The sequence below is a fragment of the Streptomyces sp. NPDC048275 genome (genome assembly GCF_040652275.1).
GTDB lineage: Bacteria > Actinomycetota > Actinomycetes > Streptomycetales > Streptomycetaceae > Streptomyces.
Genome location: NZ_JBEZLR010000067.1, coordinates 1 through 16,666 on the forward strand (window position 1 = coordinate 1; position 16,666 = coordinate 16,666).

Sequence of the window (16,666 nt, forward strand, 5' to 3'; positions counted from 1 at the left end):
AGTGGTTATACCCGTTGACTATCCACAGCCAGCCCGGGCGTGTCGCTGTGCACATGTGGAAAGAGATCACCGAACTGCTTATCTACGTGGCATTGCCTTGCGGGGTTCCACACTCCCGTTCCCGCAGGGAGCCGTCGGGCATGACGAGCGGGGCAGCGAGCCACCGCCGCACATACAATTTCACCCAGACGGCGTCGGTGTGCGCTTCCACCGCCTTGACCAGCAGGTCCCAGGGGACGCTGTCGAAGAACTTGGTGATGTCGAATTCCACCACCCAGCCCCTTTTCCAACACCGCTCCCTGCATTTCCCCACCGCGTCCAGCGCGGACCGTCCAGGCCGGTATCCATAGCTGTCCGGATGGAAAATGGGATCCACCCGCCGCATCAGATGCCGTGCCACCACGGTCTGAGCCACCCGGTCGGCGACAGCGGGAATGCCGAGCATTCTTTCGCCGACTCCGTGAGGCTTAGGAATAGCCACCGCGCGCACCGGGGGCGGAAAGTACGAGCCTGACGACATCCGGTTCCAGACCTTGTAGAGGTTGCCCTTCAGGTCTTTCTCGAAGTCGTCGATGCTCTGCCCGTCAACTCCGGGTGCGCCTTTGTTCGCCCTGACTTCCTCCCACGCCTCCTTGACTTCCCACTTGGAAATTTCAAACGGCTTGCTCTGAGACTTCAACTGGTCCCTCGGATTCCTCCCGGACGCAGTCCGGTTGATGCGATCAACACAGTCACGAACGACCCGGCCCCTTCGCTCCACTCCCGTTACAGGGGCTTCATCACTACTACGAGCCGGTCCGCCAGCAGGCTCCGCTTCGGTACTCAGCCCCTTGCAGTGTCAGCTGCTTGGGTGCTCCCTCTTGCCGCCGCAGCGCGGCGGACCGTATCGGTGCCTGCCTTCTCCTGTTCCATGCAGAAGCCGCAGATCGGGCTCACGTCGCCTACATGCCGGACACCGCCTGGCCAATAGACGGGCGCCCGCCAGGCTTATCCCGGGATTCAGGTCACACCCCGGTTTTGATGTCGTTCAGAAACATTTCGACACGTCAGCAGCGATTCACTTTCGTTCGTCTTCCCGATCCCCACCTGACGCCTCTCACGACGCCTTTTCCTCATCGCTCACCACAACGGTCTTCAACCCAATGCAGCATGAGGTGGTTTGAAGCCTCCCCCCGCAGGGCGACTTCGAAGGGCCACTACTCCTTCATCTTCCGCACAGCACCATTTCCAGAAGCTGGCCTACAACCAACTCCCTTTCATGTTCAGGACACAAGACCTGCATGTTTACCTGGATCCGGCAGGTTGTTACTCCCTCTGGGACTTCTCTGGGACTTTCAGCCGAGATCCGTGAACCACGCCTCGATGGCGGACAGCCCACGAGCGCCGGCCTGCGGCATGAAGTGTGTGTACGTCCGGAGAGTGAACGCCGGGTCGGAGTGTCCCAGCCACATCGCGAGCGACACGATCGACTCACCGGCTTCGAGCATCACCGAAGCGTATGTATGACGCAGGACGTGGAATCCGAGCTCGCGGCTCGGCTCCCATAACACTCGACGGCTTCTCACCCGGCTGCCGCTTGGGCAACGGCGGGTCGTCTCGGCCAGCAGCCGACCCCGGCCGACGACCACCAGGCGGTCGGCGGTCTGCGCCACCTCGCTCATCAGATGCGAGGACAGCATCACCGTGCGGCCTTCGGCGGTCAGCCGCGACCACCTGGGCGTCGCACGTGGGGGCGCTTCCGGGGCCTGGAACGGGGCCAGGGCCGTCGGCACCGCGCTCCCGGTCCGCACCGTTGCGGGCGACGACAAGGCCGTGATCACCCCGCTCTGCCACATCCGCCCCGGCGACATCCTGGTCATCAACGCCTTCGGCTACGACGGCCGCGCCGTCATCGGCGACAACCTCGCCCAGCGATTGACGGTCTTCGGCGCCGTAGGCGCGGTCGTCGACGGCTAGGGAGCCGTCGCCCAGGTGCTCGGCGGGGGTGGGGACGCGGCGGGCCCCGGAGCGCACCAGCAACCACGCCCCGCTCTGATGGACGGCCTCAAGGAACTCGTTGCCGTCGAAGGCCGCGTCGGCCAGCAGGAGCATCGTCTTGCCCAGGGCGGTCAGAAGCCGCTTGGTAGGGGAGCTCACCCTCGGACTCCGGTCCGAAGCCGGCGGCTATGAGTGCGCGGGTGCCGCACGCGACCAGGGCAAGCGAACGGTCAGCCGATGGTGACGCCGCCGGCGACGCGCCCGAGGTCGTTCCAGGCGCCGTGGCCGTCCCCGCCCTGCCAGGCATAGACGGTGGCGGCGTTGGTCGTGTTGTCCCCGAGGACGTAGTCGGCGTTGCCGTCGCCGGTGAAGTCGGCCGTGGACACGCGGGTGGCGTCAGCCGTCAGCCCGGAGGCGACCTGCCCCCGCCCCAGCCAGCCGCCGCGGCCGTCACCGCCCCGGTTGAGGTAGGCCGAGAGCGCGCCGGTGGAACTCAGCCACGTGTAGTCGGCGCGGTCGTCCCCGTCGAGGTCCGCGAAGCGCACCTTGGAGGCGTCGGCCGTCAGGCCCGAGGCGATCTGGCCCAGTGGCGACCAGCCGCCGTGGCCGTCACCGCCCCGGTTGAGCCACGCCGACACCGCGCCGCTGGAGCTGAGCAGGACGTAGTCGCTCCGGCCGTCGCCGTCGATGTCGGCGAACTTCACCTGGGTGGGGTCGGTGGTCTGGCCGGTGGCGACCTGACCGAGGACGGACCAGCCGCCGTGGCCGTCACCACCGCGGTTGAGGTAGACCGTCACCGCGCCGGTGGAGCCGAGGACGATGTAGTCGGCTCGTCCGTCGCCGTCGAAGTCGGCGACACGGACCCGGCCCGCGTCGGCCGTCAGGCCCGAGGCGACCTGCCCCAGTGGCGACCAGCCGCCGTGGCCGTCACCGCCCCGGTTGAGCCACACCGACACCGCGCCACTGGAGCTGAGCATGACGTAGTCGCTCCGGCCGTCGCCGTCGAAGTCCGCCCACCGCACACGGCCGGTGGTGCCGGACTCGGTGCCCGCGTTCAACTGCCGCCTTCCGGCGGCCCATCCGGCGTCGAACGCGTTGGTGAGGGCCGGGGAGAGGGCCTGTGCCATGCGCTGGTAGCCGGCGTCGTTGGGGTGCAGGTCGTCGACGAACTGGGCGGAGGTCAGGGCGGGTGGGTCGACGTAGAGAAACTTGTTCCCGGCGGCCTGCTCGGTGCTCTGCAGCTGCTTGGCGGCAGCGTTGTACGTCGCGACCTGCGAGCCCAGGTCCGGGGTGGTCGGGATGAGGCCCAGCATGATGACGCTGGTGCCCGGCCGGTCGGCGTAGATACGGTCGACCAGGCCGGTCAACCGGGCGGGAGCGTTCGCGACGTCGACGCCCCGGTCGAGGTCGTTGATGCCGATGTGCAGGATCACCACGTCGGGGCGGGCCGCGGACATCCAGCCGTCGATGCCGTCGCGGATCTGGGAGATGACGTATCCGCTGTGGCCCTCGTTGGACTGGTCGGCCAGCGTGCCGGAGTTCTGGGAACCGACGAACTGCACGGTGTACTCGGACTGGCCGGCCACCAGACTCGCGAGGGACGCCCGGTACGACGACGTGGTGGCACTTCCGACGCCCCAGGTGATCGAGTCGCCCAGGGGCATGACCCGTAACTGGGGGACGGGTGTCTGGGCGGAGACCGGTCCTGCCGACACGAGCGCCAGGAGAACCGCGCCGGCGGCGGCGAGGGCTGCGGCGGATGCCCGCCGCTTCAGGCGCCGTATTCGCGTGTCGGGGTGCACGGGTGAGCGTCTGCGGCGAACGGCCATGGAGCTTCTCCTCTGGCGGCGCGGGCGGCTGGTGGGGGTCAGGAGGCGGCGTTCATCAGATCGAGGGCACTCTGCTGGCGGGCGGCGTCGGTCTTGTCCAGGGGGCCGTACCAGCGCAGCCCGTACTGGTCGAGCGCGTTGCGGTCGGAGGCGTAGGCCTGCGCGGCCTGCTTGCTGAGGTACGCCGAGTAGGGACGGTCGGACAGGACCGCGTTGAGCTTCGCCAGGCCGCGTACGTCGGCGCCCTTGAAAGAGGGTCCGTCGGCACCGCAGTCACCGCTCTCGCAGGGGTCCTTGAGGATGCCGGCCGAGGTGTTGAGCCTGCTCGAGGTGGTGTTGGCGTCGGCGATCCGGCGGGCGGCGGTGAGTACGGAGGAGTCGCTGGTGGCCTTGTACAGCTCGGTCAGACCGCCGACCAGCTGGCCCTGGTTGTACGACCAGACCGTGGCGTTGCCGTTCTTGCAGGTGCTCAGGCTGATGCCGTCGCCCACCGTCTGGTCGGAGTTGACCATGCCGGTGCCCTGGAACCAGGTCCAGTCCGCCTTCGCGCGCTCAAGGTAGGTCGTGTCGCCCGGGATGCGGTTGTGCAGGGCGGCGTTGAGCTCGATGTAGAGGGAGTTGGGAATGGCGTTCTTCACCGTTTTCGCGGTGCTCCACCACACCCCGCCGCCGCAGGTGCCGTCCCAGTAGGAGGCCATGTAGTCCGCGTCGGCCCGGGCCGTGGCCAGGTAGCGGGGGTCGCCGGTCAGGTCGTAGGCCGCGATCCAGGTCAGGCCCCACCATCCGGTGTCGTCGATGTAGTCGTTGCGGAACTGCCCCGCCTGGGCGTTGACCTGCAGGTCGTAGGTGCGGCCGATGGCGTAGGTGTAGCTCTGCATGCCGGTCACCCGGGCGTTGTCGATGACGGCGTGCAGCGCGTTGGCGGAGTTCCACCAGCCGGTGGTGTCGAACAGACCGGTGCCGTAGTTGTAGAACTGCATCTGCGCGGTGGCCGTCGCGGTGCGCCGGTCGGAGGCGTTCCAGGTGGAGCGGGCCCAGGGTGTGCAGACGATGTCGGTGCGGTCGGCGGCCTTGCCGCAGGCGCGCAGGGCGCCGACGCCGTGGTTCGCCCAGTCGTCGACGTTGTACATCATCGTCCGCCAGCCGGTCTGGCCCGCCGGGATCGTGGTGGCGCCGATCCGGCTGCCCGAGGACCAGGTGCGCCCGCCGTCGAACGAACGGTCCATCCACACCTCGTCCCCGGGGCTGCCGTTGCCTATGGAAGCCCAGCCCATGGCGTCGGCGTCGTCGAAGTGCAGCACGAACGTGCGCGAGAAGAGCGTGGCGGTGACGGGTTTGCGGTCCTGGCTGCTGAGGGCCGGGTCCCGCGCGTCGCAGTACTTGTTGCAGACGGTCGCCTGGACTGCTGTGGTCGCTGCTTCGGCGCTTCCGGACGCCGGGATCAGGAGTGCCAGGGACACCGCGGTCGCGAGCAGGCCGGCCCCAAGCATGCGTGTCCTTCTTGGCTTTGACTTCATGTCAGCTCCGTTGAGGTCGGTCAGCCCAGGCGCCACTGCTGGTTGGCGCCGCCGTTGCAGGTCCAGAGTTCGAGCGCGGTGCCGTTGACGTTGCCGGAGGCCTGGTCGCCGCCCGTGACGTCGAGGCAGAGGCCCGACTGGGCGCCGGTGATGGTGCCGTTGCCGTTGAAGCGCCACTGTTGGTTGGCGCCACCAGTGCAGGTCCAGAGCTGCACTTTCGTGCCGGCGGTGGTCCCGCTGCCGTTGACGTCCAGGCACTGGGTACCGCCGTAGAGGCGCAGTTCACCGGCGGCGGTGAGGGTCACGGCCTGGTTGGTGCCGCCCCCGCAGTCCCAGATCTCGATCTTGGTGCCGGGGGCGGTCTGGCCGTCGTACGCGTCGAGGCAGCGGTTGGAGGAGGCGCCGATCAGCGGGTGCGTCGTCCCGACGCTGGTTCCGCTGCCGACGGACACCCGGTACATGACCGAGCCGTGCCCCGGGACGTTGGCCGCGATGCTGCCGCTCGTACTACTGATCACGTGCGTCCAGAGGTTGTCGATCCGGTACGACGAGGCAGCCGGGAGGCCCACCGCGGTGGCCGAGGTGCTGATCGTGGCCGCGCTCGCGTTCTCGTTGAACAGGACCACCGACACGTCACCGTTCGCGAGGGGTTTGGTCAGCACGTGCAGACCGCCTGCCGAGGAGATCTCGGTGCCCTGCTTGCCCAGGGAGTCCTGGTCCACGGCGATGACGTCCCGGTTGCCGTAGAGGGAGAGAGTGGCCGCGGAGGCCGTGCGCATGTCGTTCCCGGCGATCAGCGGCGCGGCCATCTCGGCCCACAGACTGAAGTGGGAACGGTCCTCGTTGAACGACATGCCTCTGCCGACCTCCAGCATGTCCGGGTCGTTCCAGGCGCCGGGCTTGGCGTACGGGGCGAGCTTGACGTTGGCCTTGAAGATCGACACCACCGTGGAGAAGTTGAGGTTGATGTCGTCGGTGGTGCGCCAGCTGTTGCCGACCCCCGCGCCCCAGGTCCACACGTTGGCCAGGCCCCAGTTGCAGAGGCTGTAGACGATGGGGCGGCCGGTGCTCGCCAGGGCGTCGCGCATGGCGGTGTAGCGCTGCTGGTCGGGCACGTTCTGGTGGTTGCAGTTGTCGTACTTGAGGTAGTCGACGCCCCAGGAGGCGAAGCTGTTGGCGTCGGTCTGCTCATGGCCGAGGCTGCCGGGATAGCCCTGGCAGGTGGCGGTGCCGGCGCTCTCGTAGATGCCGAGTTTCAGGCCCTTGCTGTGGACGTAGGCGGCGGTTCCGCTGATGCCGCTCGGGAACTTGACCGGGTCGGGCACCAGTTGGCCCGCGGAGTTGCGAGCCTTGGACATCCAGCAGTCGTCGATGTTCACGTACTGGTACCCGGCGTCTTTCAGACCGGAGGAGACGAGGTGGTCGGCGGTCTGCTTGACCAGCTGCTCGGTGACGTTGCAGCCGAAGGCGTTCCAGTCGTTCCAGCCCATCGGAGGCGTCCTGGCCAGGCCGTTTTCGAGGGCCTGCGCGGACGGTGCGGCGCGGAGCACCAGCAGAGCCGGGGCGAGGGCCAGCAGAAGCACCATCGTGACGGCGGCGCTCAGGCGTCTCATGAGGGGTGACGGGACAGCCATGCCGATGTCTCCTGTTTCGCCGTGCGGGGCCGGACGACTCACATGCTGGACAACGTTGTCCAGATCGGGGGGCGGAGCATCTTGGAAACGTAACCATCGAAAACATCCCATCAGCCAGGTTCAGGCGTCAATGGTCCGTACCAGATTGCCTTCGGGCTTAACTACTCATGCCTGCAGGAGCGTTGACGACCCCACCGCTCAGTGGGAACGTTTCCATAACCCCATCCCTGGAGGCCCTCCCATGCCCATGTATCCCTCTCGGCGAGTGATGGTCGGTTCCGGCCTGGCCGCGATGACAGCGATGGCCACCACACCGGCGGCCGCAGCGGAACGCTCCAGCCCGGCCCGGGCGTTGTCGCGCGCCGTCGCCGCGTACGCCGCGCTCGAGAGACACTTCGACACGAATGACGGTTCCGGGCTGGTCCGCGAGCAGGTTCCGGCGGCCGCCGACGACAAGCCGTACTCGTACGAATGGCCCTTCTCGCAGGTGCACATCGCCGCCCTCGACCTCACGGCCGTGGACGCGGCCTACGAGTCGGCGCTGGCCGAACGGGCAACGGCGCAGGAGCACTTCTGGAACGCCGCCGGAGGCACGACCGGGCTTCCCGGATACGACTCCTACCCCGTCGCCCCGTACGGCTCGGGCGGCGACATGTTCTACGACGACAACGAATGGGTCGGCCTGGCGAAGGTCCAGCGCCATCTGCAGACCGGGGACCCCGCCGCCCTGGCACGCGCAAAGGAGATCTTCGCCCTGGTCAGGTCCGGCTGGGACACCGACACGAGCCACGCCGACCCCGGCGGCGTCTTCTGGACCCAGGCCGGCTGGAGCCGGGACCGCAACACCGTCTCGAACATGCCGGGCGCCCAACTCGCCCTGCGCCTCCACCAGATCACCGGCAAGGCCGACTATCTGGACTGGGCGAGATGTTTCTACGACTGGACGAACACACATCTGCAGAGCCCCGGCGGCCTGTTCTGGGACCACCTCGACCTGCAGGGCTCCGTCGAGAAGACCTTCTGGTCCTACAACCAGGGCGTGCCGGTCGGTGTCAACGTCCTCCTCTACGAGGTCACCCGCGACCGTGCCTATCTGCGCCGGGCCGAGCGGATTGCCGAGGCCGCGTACGCCTACTACGTCACACAGGGGCGGCTGTTCACGCAGCCCGTGTACTTCAACTCGATCTTCTTCAAGAACCTGCTGCTCCTGGAGTCCGCGACCAAGAAGGACAAGTACCACCAGGCGATGGCCGACTACGCCGACCAGGTGTGGTCCACGATGCGCGATCCCGCCACCGGCCTCGTGCACTTCAATGCGGCCGGCGGTACGGAAGCGATCCAGCAGGCGGCATTCGCGCAGATCTACGCCGTGCTCGCGTGGCCCCGCGCCAAGTGGCGGACGCTCTACTGACTGGATGCTCTGCTGACTACGGGTGCCCGATCTCTCCCGTGCCGCGCGCGATCAGGTGGACCGGGAGGACGGTGCGGCGGGAGGGGGCGTCGTCGCCATCGATGCGGTCCAGCAGGATGTGGGCGGCCCGGCGGCCGAGTTCCTCGGTGTCGGAGGTGACCACGGTGACCGGGGTGGGGAGCATGTCGGCCAGTTTGAAGTCGTCGAAGCCGACGACCGCGATGGGGGCTTGGAGCTGCCGGCAGGCGCGTAGGACGCCCTCGGTGAGGAAGCCCGTGGTGGAGAAGACCGCGGTGGGTGGCCGGTCGGAAGCGAGCAGGGTGTGGGTGGCGGCGGAGGCTTCCTCGGTGGTGCCGCGGCGCAGGGTGACGATCAGGTCGTTGTCGGGGGTGATGCCGTTGCGGCGGAGGGCCTTGCGGTAGCCACGCAGCCGCCGGCCGGTGCTGTAGTAGGAGGGGGCGACGAGGATGGCGATCCGGCGGTGGCCCTGGTCGATGAGGTGTTGGGTGGCTTTGCGTCCGCCGTCCTCGTTGTCGACGAGGACGACGTCGGCCTCGGCGCCGATGGCCGGCCGGTCGACGAAGACGATGGGTACGTGGTCATGGCCGTTGATCTCGTTGAGGAAGGCGTGGTCACCCTGGTCGGGGACGATGATGAGCCCGGCCACGCGTCGTCCGATGAGCTCGCCCACGGCGCGGCGTTCGACCTCCGGGTCCTCGTCGGCCGTGCTGAGGAGGACTGCGTAGCCGGCCCGGTTGGCCACTTCGACGGCGGCCTTGGCGAGGGACGCGTAGAAGGGGTTGGTCAGGTCGCCGAGCAGCAGCCCGATAGTCATGGAGTTCTGCCCGGGGCGGAGCGAGCGCGCGATCTCGTTGCGCTGGTACCCGATGGCGTTGATCGCCGCGATCACACGGTCGGCCGTCTCCTCGCGGACCGTTCCGATGCCGTTGACGACGCGGGAGACGGTGACGACGGCGACTCCGGCCCGCTCCGCGACATCGCGCATCGTGGGCCTGGCGTTCTGGCGGTGCGGGGGACGACTGCTCACGTGAGGCGAAGACCAACTTTCCATCGCGTACCGGGGCCGGGGCCACCCTCAGGATACGTTTCCAGCCCCGGCCAACTGCCCGGCCCGGGTGGCTAACTGTTGTTCTTGATCACTTCGTTGATCTTGTCGGTCATCGTCTGGAGTTCGGAGAGCGGCTTCTTGCCCTGGATGATGTCCGGCCAGTAGGCGGTGATCAGGTCGTTCGACTGGCCGGCCCACTGGGTGGTGAATCGCACGCCGATGCTGGACGACGTGTTCAGTCCCGCTTTGACGGTGGTCGCGACGGTCGTGCGGCGATCACGACGACGATGCCGAGGAAGAGCACCCACACCTGGGCGGAGGCATAGCCGAACTGGGAGACCTGCCCGAGTTTGGGGTAGCCGTTGGCGTAGATCGACAGCATCAGCGTCCTGGTGCTGAACCCGGGACCGCCCAGGCCGTCCGGCGAGAGGATCTTCGGCTGGTTGAACGCCTGAAGGGCCGTCACCATCTGTAGGACCACCTGCAGAATCATGATCGGGCTGATCAGCGTCAGGGTGATCCGGAAGAACACCGTGCGGGGGCCGGCGCCGTCGAGCCTGGCCGCTTCGTAGAGCTCGGTGGGGACGGCCTGGAGCGCGGCGAGAAAGATGATCACCGTGGAGCCGACGCTCCACAGCATGACGATCACGATCGAGGGCATCGCCGAGTTCGTACCGGACAGCCACTCGCTGGTGGGCAGGTGAAGCCACGTCAACACCTGCTTGGCCAGGCCGACTTGTGGGTTGAACACGAACTTCCAGAGCGTGATCGTGGCCACCACGGGCAGGGCGACCGGCAGGTAGCACAGGGTGCGCAGCAGGCGGACGCCCCGCATCCGCTGATTGCAGAACACCGCCAGGGCCAGCCCGATGGCCAGCGACAGCGGCACGTACAGCACGACCAGCAGCAGCGTGGCGCGCACCGAGGGCCAGAAGGACGGGTCGGTGGTGAACATCCTGCGGAAGTTGTCGAGACCGATGAACTTCGGGTCCGACAGGCCGTTGTAGCTGGTCAGCGCGAAGTAGGCCGACCGGATCAGCGGGTAGGCGACGAACGCCGTGAAGCCGATGAGGGCCGGTGCCATGAACACGTACGCGGCCAGGGTGTCCGACGCCGGCTTCCTTCGCGGGCGCCATGGTCGCCCGAGGCGCCCAGGGCGTCCCTGTTCGGGCGGCCGAACCACAGGTGGTGCGGTGGTTCGCGTCTCTTGGTGCGGAGTGGCTGTCACACGCGCTCACCTTCTCCCTCCGAGGAGTTGGCGATGACTCAGACTGGGCGGACCCGACCGTCTGGTGGTCTCCAGCTCCTTCAAGGTAACGTTTCCATTCCCTGTTGATCACACGGTGGCGCACGCCCCAGAGGGAGTCACGAGGCGCGATGGTAACGTTTCCCGGATCAACATCCGGAACACTGTGGGCGGCTCCGGAGTCGCTGAGGACACTCGGACGACGACTGGCCACCGAACTGCGGGGCAGCCCGGCAGCGGACATCGTCGAGAGTTGCCTGACCAACACGTGGACCACATCGATGAGTTGGGGCACTGAGCCATCAGACGTCTCGGAAGTCTTCGTCAAGACCGGAGACATCCCGGCGATGTGGTTGCGTGACAGTACCGCCCAGGTCCGGCCCTACCTCGCCGTGGCCACGGATCCTGAGGTCGGCGACGTCCTGGTCGGCGTATCGCGCCGTCAGATCCGCTGCGTCCTGCTGGACCCGTACGCCAACGCCTTCAACGACGGACCCACCGGCGCGCACGGCGAGCCCGCCGACCGGCCCACGCCGGGAGACTGGGTGTGGGAGCGCAAGTACGAACTCGACTCCCTCTGCGCGCCGTTGCAGTTGGCGTACGCGTTCCGGCGGGCGACCGGTCGCGAGGACCACCTCGACAGGGCCTTCCACCGTGCCGCCTGGACGATCGTACGGATGTGGCGGGCGGAACAGTCCCACACGGACTCGCCCTACTGGTTCGTCCGGCCGTCCGGCCCCTTCGCCGGTGACAGCCTTCCCCAGGGCGGCCGCGGAGCCGGCGTCCGGCGGACCGGTATGACGTGGTCGGGCTTCCGGCCGAGCGACGATCCCTGCCGACACGGCTATCTCGTCCCGGCCAACGCGCTGGCGTCGGCGAGCCTGCACGGGCTGGCCGAACTGGCCGCCTCCGCCCTCCGCGACGCGGAACTCGCCCGCGAGTCCCGGAGGTTGGCCGACGAGATCGACGCCGGAATCCTGGCGCACGCGGTGGTCGAGGTCGACGGCGCATCCGTCCTGGCCTACGAGGTCGACGGCCTCGGGACGGCGCTGCTCGGCGACGACGCCAACCTCCCGAGTCTGCTGAGCCTCCCCCTGAGCGGCTGGTGCGCACCGGAGGACCCGCTCTATCAGGCGACCCGGCGTCTTGCGCTCTCCGAGGCGAACCCATCGTTCTTCAGCGGCAGTTACGCGTCCGGCCTCGGCAGTACGCATACGCCGGACAGTCACGTCTGGCCGCTGGCGATCGCCACCGCCGGCCTGACCGGCGACGCGAACCACGCAGCGCAGGCCCTGGACACACTGGCGGCCACGACCGCCGGCACCGGCCTGATGCACGAGAGCTTCCATGTCGACGACCCGGGCCGGTTCACCCGGGACTGGTTCGGCTGGGCCAACGCCATGTTCTGCGAACTCGCCCTCGACTTGTGCGGGGGCGGCGTGCGGCACCTGTTTCCCGTGCACCCGCGGACCCTGCCCGCCGCGCCGAGCGCGGGCAGCGGACTCGCCTGACCTGCGTCAGTGGCCGAGACGGCGACCGCCGGGACCGGCGCCGTCACTGCAACCACCCCGAGGAGCCTGCCGTGTTGTGCCTGCCCGACACCGTCCACGTCATGACCGACGACACCCGGCCGCACACGGCGGCTCCGGCCACCGAAGGTGTCTGGACGGTGCGCGGCACCCAGGTCACCGCCGAGCGGGCGGCCGGCGGTCTGCGGGTATGCGCCCGCGCAGGCGCCGAGGGACTGTCGCGGATCGTGCTGCGCTGGAGGCACAACACACCCGAAGGCGCACGGATCCTCGGAGATGCCTGGGAGCGCGGGTACGGCGATCTTCAGTGGCGGACTCTGCAGCCGAATCGCGCGCTGCCCTGGTACGTCCTGATCACCAGTGCGTCCGGGGGAACGACGACCGGGTGGGGGGTGCGGACCAGAGCTGGCGCCCTGTGCTCCTGGACGGTCGACGAGGACGGCATCACCCTCTAAGCGGATGTACGCAGCGGCGGCCTGCCGGTGCTGTCGGGTGAGCGAGTACTGGACGTGGCCACGGTGGTGACCGCTGCGGCCCCGACACCGTTCGCCGCACACCAAGCGCTCAGCACAGTCATGAGCCCGGACCCACTGCCTTCCACAGGCCCCGTCGTGGGCAGCAACAACTGGTACTACGCCTACGGACGTGGCTTCGGCCCCGACGCGGTACTGAGGGACGCGCGGACGGTCGTGGAGTACGCCGACGGGCATCCCGTTCGCCCGTACTGCGTGATCGACGACGGCTGGACCGAGGGCGGCGGATCCGCGCCCGGCGGCCCCTGGGACACCGGGCTGCCGGGCGTGTTCGACGACATGGAGGACATGGCCACCCGGATCACGGAGACCGGTGCCCGGCCGGGCCTGTGGTTCCGACCGCTGCTCTCCCGGACCGAGACCGCCGCCGTCCGGCCCGGCATACGGAGGGATGCCGGTTTCCCCCTCGACCCGTCACTGGACGTGGCGCTTGAGACGGTCACCGGGGACGTGACCCGGTTCCGGCGATGGGGGTACGAACTCATCAAGCACGACTTCTCCACGTACGACGTGTTCGGCTGCTTCGCCCCCGGCTTCCCCGCCGAACTCGCCTCGCCGGGCTGGTCGTTGGCCGACGGGTCCTTGACGAGCGCCGAGATCCTGGTCCGCCTGTATCGCACGATCGCCGAGGCCGCCGGGGACACGGTGGTGATCGGCTGCAATACGGTCGGCCATCTGTCCGCGGGCCTGGTGCGGGTGCAACGGTCCGGCGACGACACCTCGGGCCGCAGCTGGGAGCGGACCCGGCGCATAGGCGTGAACACACTCGCCTTCCGGCTGGCCCAGCACAACAGGTTCTTCACCGTGGACGCGGACTGCGTGCCCTGCACACCGCAGACGGACTGGAATCTCAACCGGCAGTTCCTGGACCTGGTGGCGCGCTCCGGTACAGCCCTGTTCGTCTCGGTGGACCCCGCCGCCCGCACAGACCGCACAAACAGCGACCTTGCCGCAGCCATCAGGATCGCGCTGGACGGCGGGACGCCCGGTGGCGTCGAACCCCTCGACTGGCTGTCCACCACGGCTCCTCGTCGCTGGCGGGCTGGTGCGGAGACCCTCGTCTACGACTGGGCCGAAGCCTGGGGAGCGACGCCCCTGCCGGTATGAGTGCGCCGACGCCCCCCCTGCTGCTCCTGGTCTTTCGCTCGGCCCTGGTCCCGACGCCTCACCGCACCACCGCCTCCAACCAAAATGCCTTGCCCTTCGAGGTGTTCTCGGACAGGTCGACCGGCAGTCCCTCGGTGCGCAGCTGCTCGCCCGTGAACTCCCCCTTCGCGGCGTGGGCCTGGCTGCCGTCGTCATCGATCGTGATGTCGGTGACGGCGTAGGTCGTACGGCCCTTCAGCCAGCGCACCTTCGCATCGACGGTGGTCTGGGGTGTTCCGGCCGCGGTCGCGATGAGGAGGGCGGTGCGGCGCGAGGCGTCCGCCCACATCCACACATACGGGCCCTTGCCGCTGTCCCACTCCGTCGTGTCCCAGCCCTGGCCCAGGTGGACGGGCAAGAACTGGCCGTCCGTCAGGGCGGTGATCTCGGGCCGCCTGCGCCAGGCGTTGAAGACGCCCATCAGCTTCACCGCCGCCTCCGGCCACTTGCTCGGGTCGCCTGGATCCTGGCCGAACTTGACCGCCCGGACGGCCATGTAGGAGTAGTAGTCCTCCATGCGGCCGGTCATCTTGCCGCCGTTCATGTAGGTGGCGCCCATCGGCAGGTGTCCGAACGCGGTGAGCGCCGTGCGCAGCGACAGGTCCTCTCCGGTGATGCCTCCGTTGGAGGTGTTCCAGCCGTTGTACGCGATGTGCAGCAGGCCGTTGTTGCGGTCGCCCTGCGTGGGGGCGATGTCGAGTTCGCTGGTGAGCTTGGGCAGGTACTGGGGGTTCTTCGTCACGAGGTCGTTGAGCATCATCCGGGTCAGGACGGCCTTGCGGTAGACGTTGTCACTCGCGTGCGAGTAGGCAGTCGTCTGCTCGTTCTGCCAGTACTCGGTGAGGTCGATCATGTGCTGGGTGACGCCGTAGTCGTTGAGCAGTGTCTCGATCTGGCCTCTCTTGTAGGCGAGTTGGGACGGGTCGGCGAGGTCGCGGCCCTTGAGGTGGCCGTCTCCCGACAGGGAGAACCACAGACCGAAGCCGAGTCCGTTGTCCTTGAGGGTCTTCGAGAGCGTGGCCAGGCTGGTGATGGACTTCTTCATGGCGTCGCTGGGTTCGATGGAGTCGCGCGTGGTGTTCCAGTAGTCGTCGAGCATCACCATGTCGAGGCCCGCCCGCCTGGTCTGCGGGATGACGGTGTCGTAGTAGTAGCCGGCGGGCAGTTCGTGGCCCGGGCCGCCGCGGTAGTCCCAGTCGTTCTGGTGGAAGAGCGTGGTCGTGTGGTGGTACTTGAAGCGCTTGCGGAAGTGCAGCTCGTCGGCCATCTTGCCGTCGACGACGTCGCCCTTGAAGACCGTGAGGTTCACCGCGAGGTACTCGAACTCCTCCCCCGGCAGCAGCGTCAGTTGCAGCGATTCGGGGTGCGTGTCCACGGAGACGGTGTCCTGCTCGTGCCAGGCGTTGATGCCGGCGAACGGCGGCAGCATGTAGTCGGTCGGGTAGTTGCCGTTGCCACGCTGAGTCTTCCAGTTGAGCTCGGGACTCACGCTCCAGCCGTGCCCGGTGTCGTACACGGTGAGGGCCTTCTTCGGCCAGGACCTGCCGACGGGTTCGGTGCTCAGCGACCCGCGGGTGCTGAACCACTTCATGTTCGGGACGTAGTGGAGGGTGTGCGGCTCGTAGGGCAGCCGTAGGTCGATCACGGTGGAGCGAGTGAGGGTGAGTTCGCGGGCCGGGTCCTCGTTTCGGACGAGCGTGAAGTAGCGCAGGCCCGCGTCACCGTCGTAGATCTCGAAGACCAAGGTGACGCGGAACGGGCAGGGCACGGTTCTGCGCAGGGGGATGCGGACGCGCTCCCCGACCCGCCAGGACCTCTCCTTCGTGCGTACGGTGATGAGTTCCCTGGTCGTCGCTCCCAGGCGCCACCCTCCGTCGTCCGCACGCACGGTGTCGGCACCGTCGAGTTCGTGAGCGAAGAGCAACGAGGGGGCACTCAGATAGTCGCTTCCGGCGCACTTGTTGAGGATCCGGGTGAGGTGGATCCGGCCGTTCCGGTAGGTCACGGTGGCACGCAGGGAGTCGTTCTCGAAGGTCCAGTCTCTGGATCTGTGTCGGATGGTGTCCGACACCGCGGCGGCGGGTCCGGTGCCTGTGGCAAGGAAGGCGGCCGAGGCCGCACCGAGGAAGAGACGGCGGCTCACAGGAGGCATGGCGAAGATCACCTTTCGTCGGAGGGAGGCTCGTTACGGAGTTCGACGGCCGTGACGGCGAAGGCCAGCGGCCCGGGCAGGAGCGGGGCGAGCAGCGGCAGCATCCACAGGAACGCGACGCACAGCCCGATGGCTGCCGCGATCAGGGCGCAGCCCGCCGGATCGGTAATGGAGCGTGTCACGGCCCGGCGCAGGGCCGGACGCCAGCCGCGCGCCGCCTCCGGATCCGCGGCGGTGCGCAGGGCAAGGACGAGTCCCACTGCCGCGAGAGCGGTCAGTGCCCACGACACCGGGCGGGCGCCCGGAAGGCCTGCCCTTGCGAGCATCAGGTCGAGGACGACCAAGGTCAGAGCCGCGAAGACCGTCACGCCCGCCAGCAGGGAACGCAGGAGTCCGTAGGCGCGAAACTCGGTGACGTACTCCCCCAGCGTCACCGGACGGTCCTCGCGGATCGCGCGCCGCAGGACGGCGCTGGCCGCGGCCAGCGCCACCGGAGCTGTGATGAGCGGCAGGGAAGCGACCGCTGCGGCCAGGCCGACGGCGAGCATGTCGGCGAAGAGCGAGAAGCGACGGCCGAACAGCTCACCCGGCTCCCGGCGTTCGTGCACGAGAGAACGCACGGC

General features: G+C 68.2%; 15 protein-coding genes. 5 read left to right on the top strand and 10 right to left on the bottom strand.

Going from position 1 to position 16,666, the window contains the following annotated elements; all coding sequences use genetic code 11:
- Positions 1–82: 82 nt before the first annotated feature.
- Together AB0D57_RS31540 and AB0D57_RS31545 are read right to left on the bottom strand one after the other, a co-directional pair.
- Positions 83–679 carry a reverse transcriptase domain-containing protein gene (locus AB0D57_RS31540; RefSeq protein WP_362080639.1) on the bottom strand — a complete coding sequence of 199 codons (597 nt, stop codon included), beginning with the start codon at positions 677–679 and terminating at the stop codon, positions 83–85.
- Positions 680–1,334: 655 nt separating this feature from the next.
- Positions 1,335–1,679, bottom strand: a complete 345-nt coding sequence (locus tag AB0D57_RS31545; RefSeq protein ID WP_362080642.1) for a tyrosine-type recombinase/integrase — start codon at positions 1,677–1,679, stop codon at positions 1,335–1,337.
- Between the two features lie 4 nt (positions 1,680–1,683).
- On the opposite strand from AB0D57_RS31545, the gene AB0D57_RS31550 reads away from it, so the two are divergent.
- A complete protein-coding gene (locus AB0D57_RS31550; RefSeq protein ID WP_362080646.1) occupies positions 1,684–1,956 on the top strand; it encodes a hypothetical protein in 273 nt (90 codons plus the stop codon).
- A 251-nt stretch (positions 1,957–2,207) separates the two neighbouring features.
- Here AB0D57_RS31550 and AB0D57_RS31555 read toward each other — a convergent pair whose 3' ends face one another.
- The 3 genes from AB0D57_RS31555 to AB0D57_RS31565 are packed head-to-tail and all read right to left on the bottom strand — an operon-like array spanning position 2,208 to position 6,957.
- Positions 2,208–3,806, bottom strand: coding sequence for an FG-GAP-like repeat-containing protein (locus tag AB0D57_RS31555; protein ID WP_362080649.1), 1,599 nt, complete (start codon positions 3,804–3,806; stop codon positions 2,208–2,210).
- Positions 3,807–3,844: 38 nt separating this feature from the next.
- On the bottom strand, positions 3,845–5,323 hold the full coding sequence (locus AB0D57_RS31560; protein WP_362080653.1) for a glycoside hydrolase family 76 protein: 1,479 nt from the start codon (positions 5,321–5,323) through the stop codon (positions 3,845–3,847).
- Between the two features lie 20 nt (positions 5,324–5,343).
- The gene (locus AB0D57_RS31565; protein ID WP_362080656.1) at positions 5,344–6,957 is read right to left on the bottom strand and encodes an alpha-galactosidase; all 1,614 of its coding nucleotides are present in this window, start codon (positions 6,955–6,957) and stop codon (positions 5,344–5,346) included.
- Between the two features lie 241 nt (positions 6,958–7,198).
- Here AB0D57_RS31565 and AB0D57_RS31570 point away from each other — a divergent pair, with 241 nt between their 5' ends.
- On the top strand, positions 7,199–8,368 hold the full coding sequence (locus AB0D57_RS31570; protein ID WP_362080659.1) for a glycoside hydrolase family 76 protein: 1,170 nt from the start codon (positions 7,199–7,201) through the stop codon (positions 8,366–8,368).
- Positions 8,369–8,384: 16 nt separating this feature from the next.
- Here the strand turns inward: AB0D57_RS31570 and AB0D57_RS31575 are convergent, their stop codons facing one another.
- The 3 genes from AB0D57_RS31575 to AB0D57_RS31585 form a co-directional block, all read right to left on the bottom strand.
- Complete coding sequence (locus AB0D57_RS31575; RefSeq protein WP_362080662.1) at positions 8,385–9,416, bottom strand: LacI family DNA-binding transcriptional regulator; 1,032 nt, start codon at positions 9,414–9,416, stop codon at positions 8,385–8,387.
- A gap of 92 nt (positions 9,417–9,508) precedes the next feature.
- Positions 9,509–9,652, bottom strand: coding sequence for a hypothetical protein (locus AB0D57_RS31580; protein WP_362080665.1), 144 nt, complete (start codon positions 9,650–9,652; stop codon positions 9,509–9,511).
- 20 nt (positions 9,653–9,672) lie between these two features.
- Positions 9,673–10,521 carry a sugar ABC transporter permease gene (locus tag AB0D57_RS31585; protein WP_362080790.1) on the bottom strand — a complete coding sequence of 283 codons (849 nt, stop codon included), beginning with the start codon at positions 10,519–10,521 and terminating at the stop codon, positions 9,673–9,675.
- Positions 10,522–10,814: 293 nt separating this feature from the next.
- On the opposite strand from AB0D57_RS31585, the gene AB0D57_RS31590 reads away from it, so the two are divergent.
- The 3 genes from AB0D57_RS31590 (at position 10,815) to AB0D57_RS31600 (ending at position 13,852) form a co-directional block, all read left to right on the top strand.
- Positions 10,815–12,194 carry a glycoside hydrolase family 125 protein gene (locus tag AB0D57_RS31590; protein WP_362080668.1) on the top strand — a complete coding sequence of 460 codons (1,380 nt, stop codon included), beginning with the start codon at positions 10,815–10,817 and terminating at the stop codon, positions 12,192–12,194.
- 101 nt (positions 12,195–12,295) lie between these two features.
- Positions 12,296–12,667: a hypothetical protein gene (locus AB0D57_RS31595; RefSeq protein ID WP_362080671.1), complete on the top strand. Its 372-nt coding sequence runs from the start codon at positions 12,296–12,298 to the stop codon at positions 12,665–12,667.
- A gap of 156 nt (positions 12,668–12,823) precedes the next feature.
- Positions 12,824–13,852, top strand: coding sequence for a hypothetical protein (locus AB0D57_RS31600; protein WP_362080674.1), 1,029 nt, complete (start codon positions 12,824–12,826; stop codon positions 13,850–13,852).
- 58 nt (positions 13,853–13,910) lie between these two features.
- On the opposite strand, the gene AB0D57_RS31605 is transcribed toward AB0D57_RS31600, so the two are convergent.
- Positions 13,911–16,043 (bottom strand): hypothetical protein, encoded by a 2,133-nt coding sequence (locus tag AB0D57_RS31605; protein WP_362080677.1) that lies wholly within the window; start codon positions 16,041–16,043, stop codon positions 13,911–13,913.
- Between the two features lie 8 nt (positions 16,044–16,051).
- Positions 16,052–16,663, bottom strand: coding sequence for a hypothetical protein (locus tag AB0D57_RS31610; RefSeq protein ID WP_362080680.1), 612 nt, complete (start codon positions 16,661–16,663; stop codon positions 16,052–16,054).
- Positions 16,664–16,666: the final 3 nt, after the last annotated feature.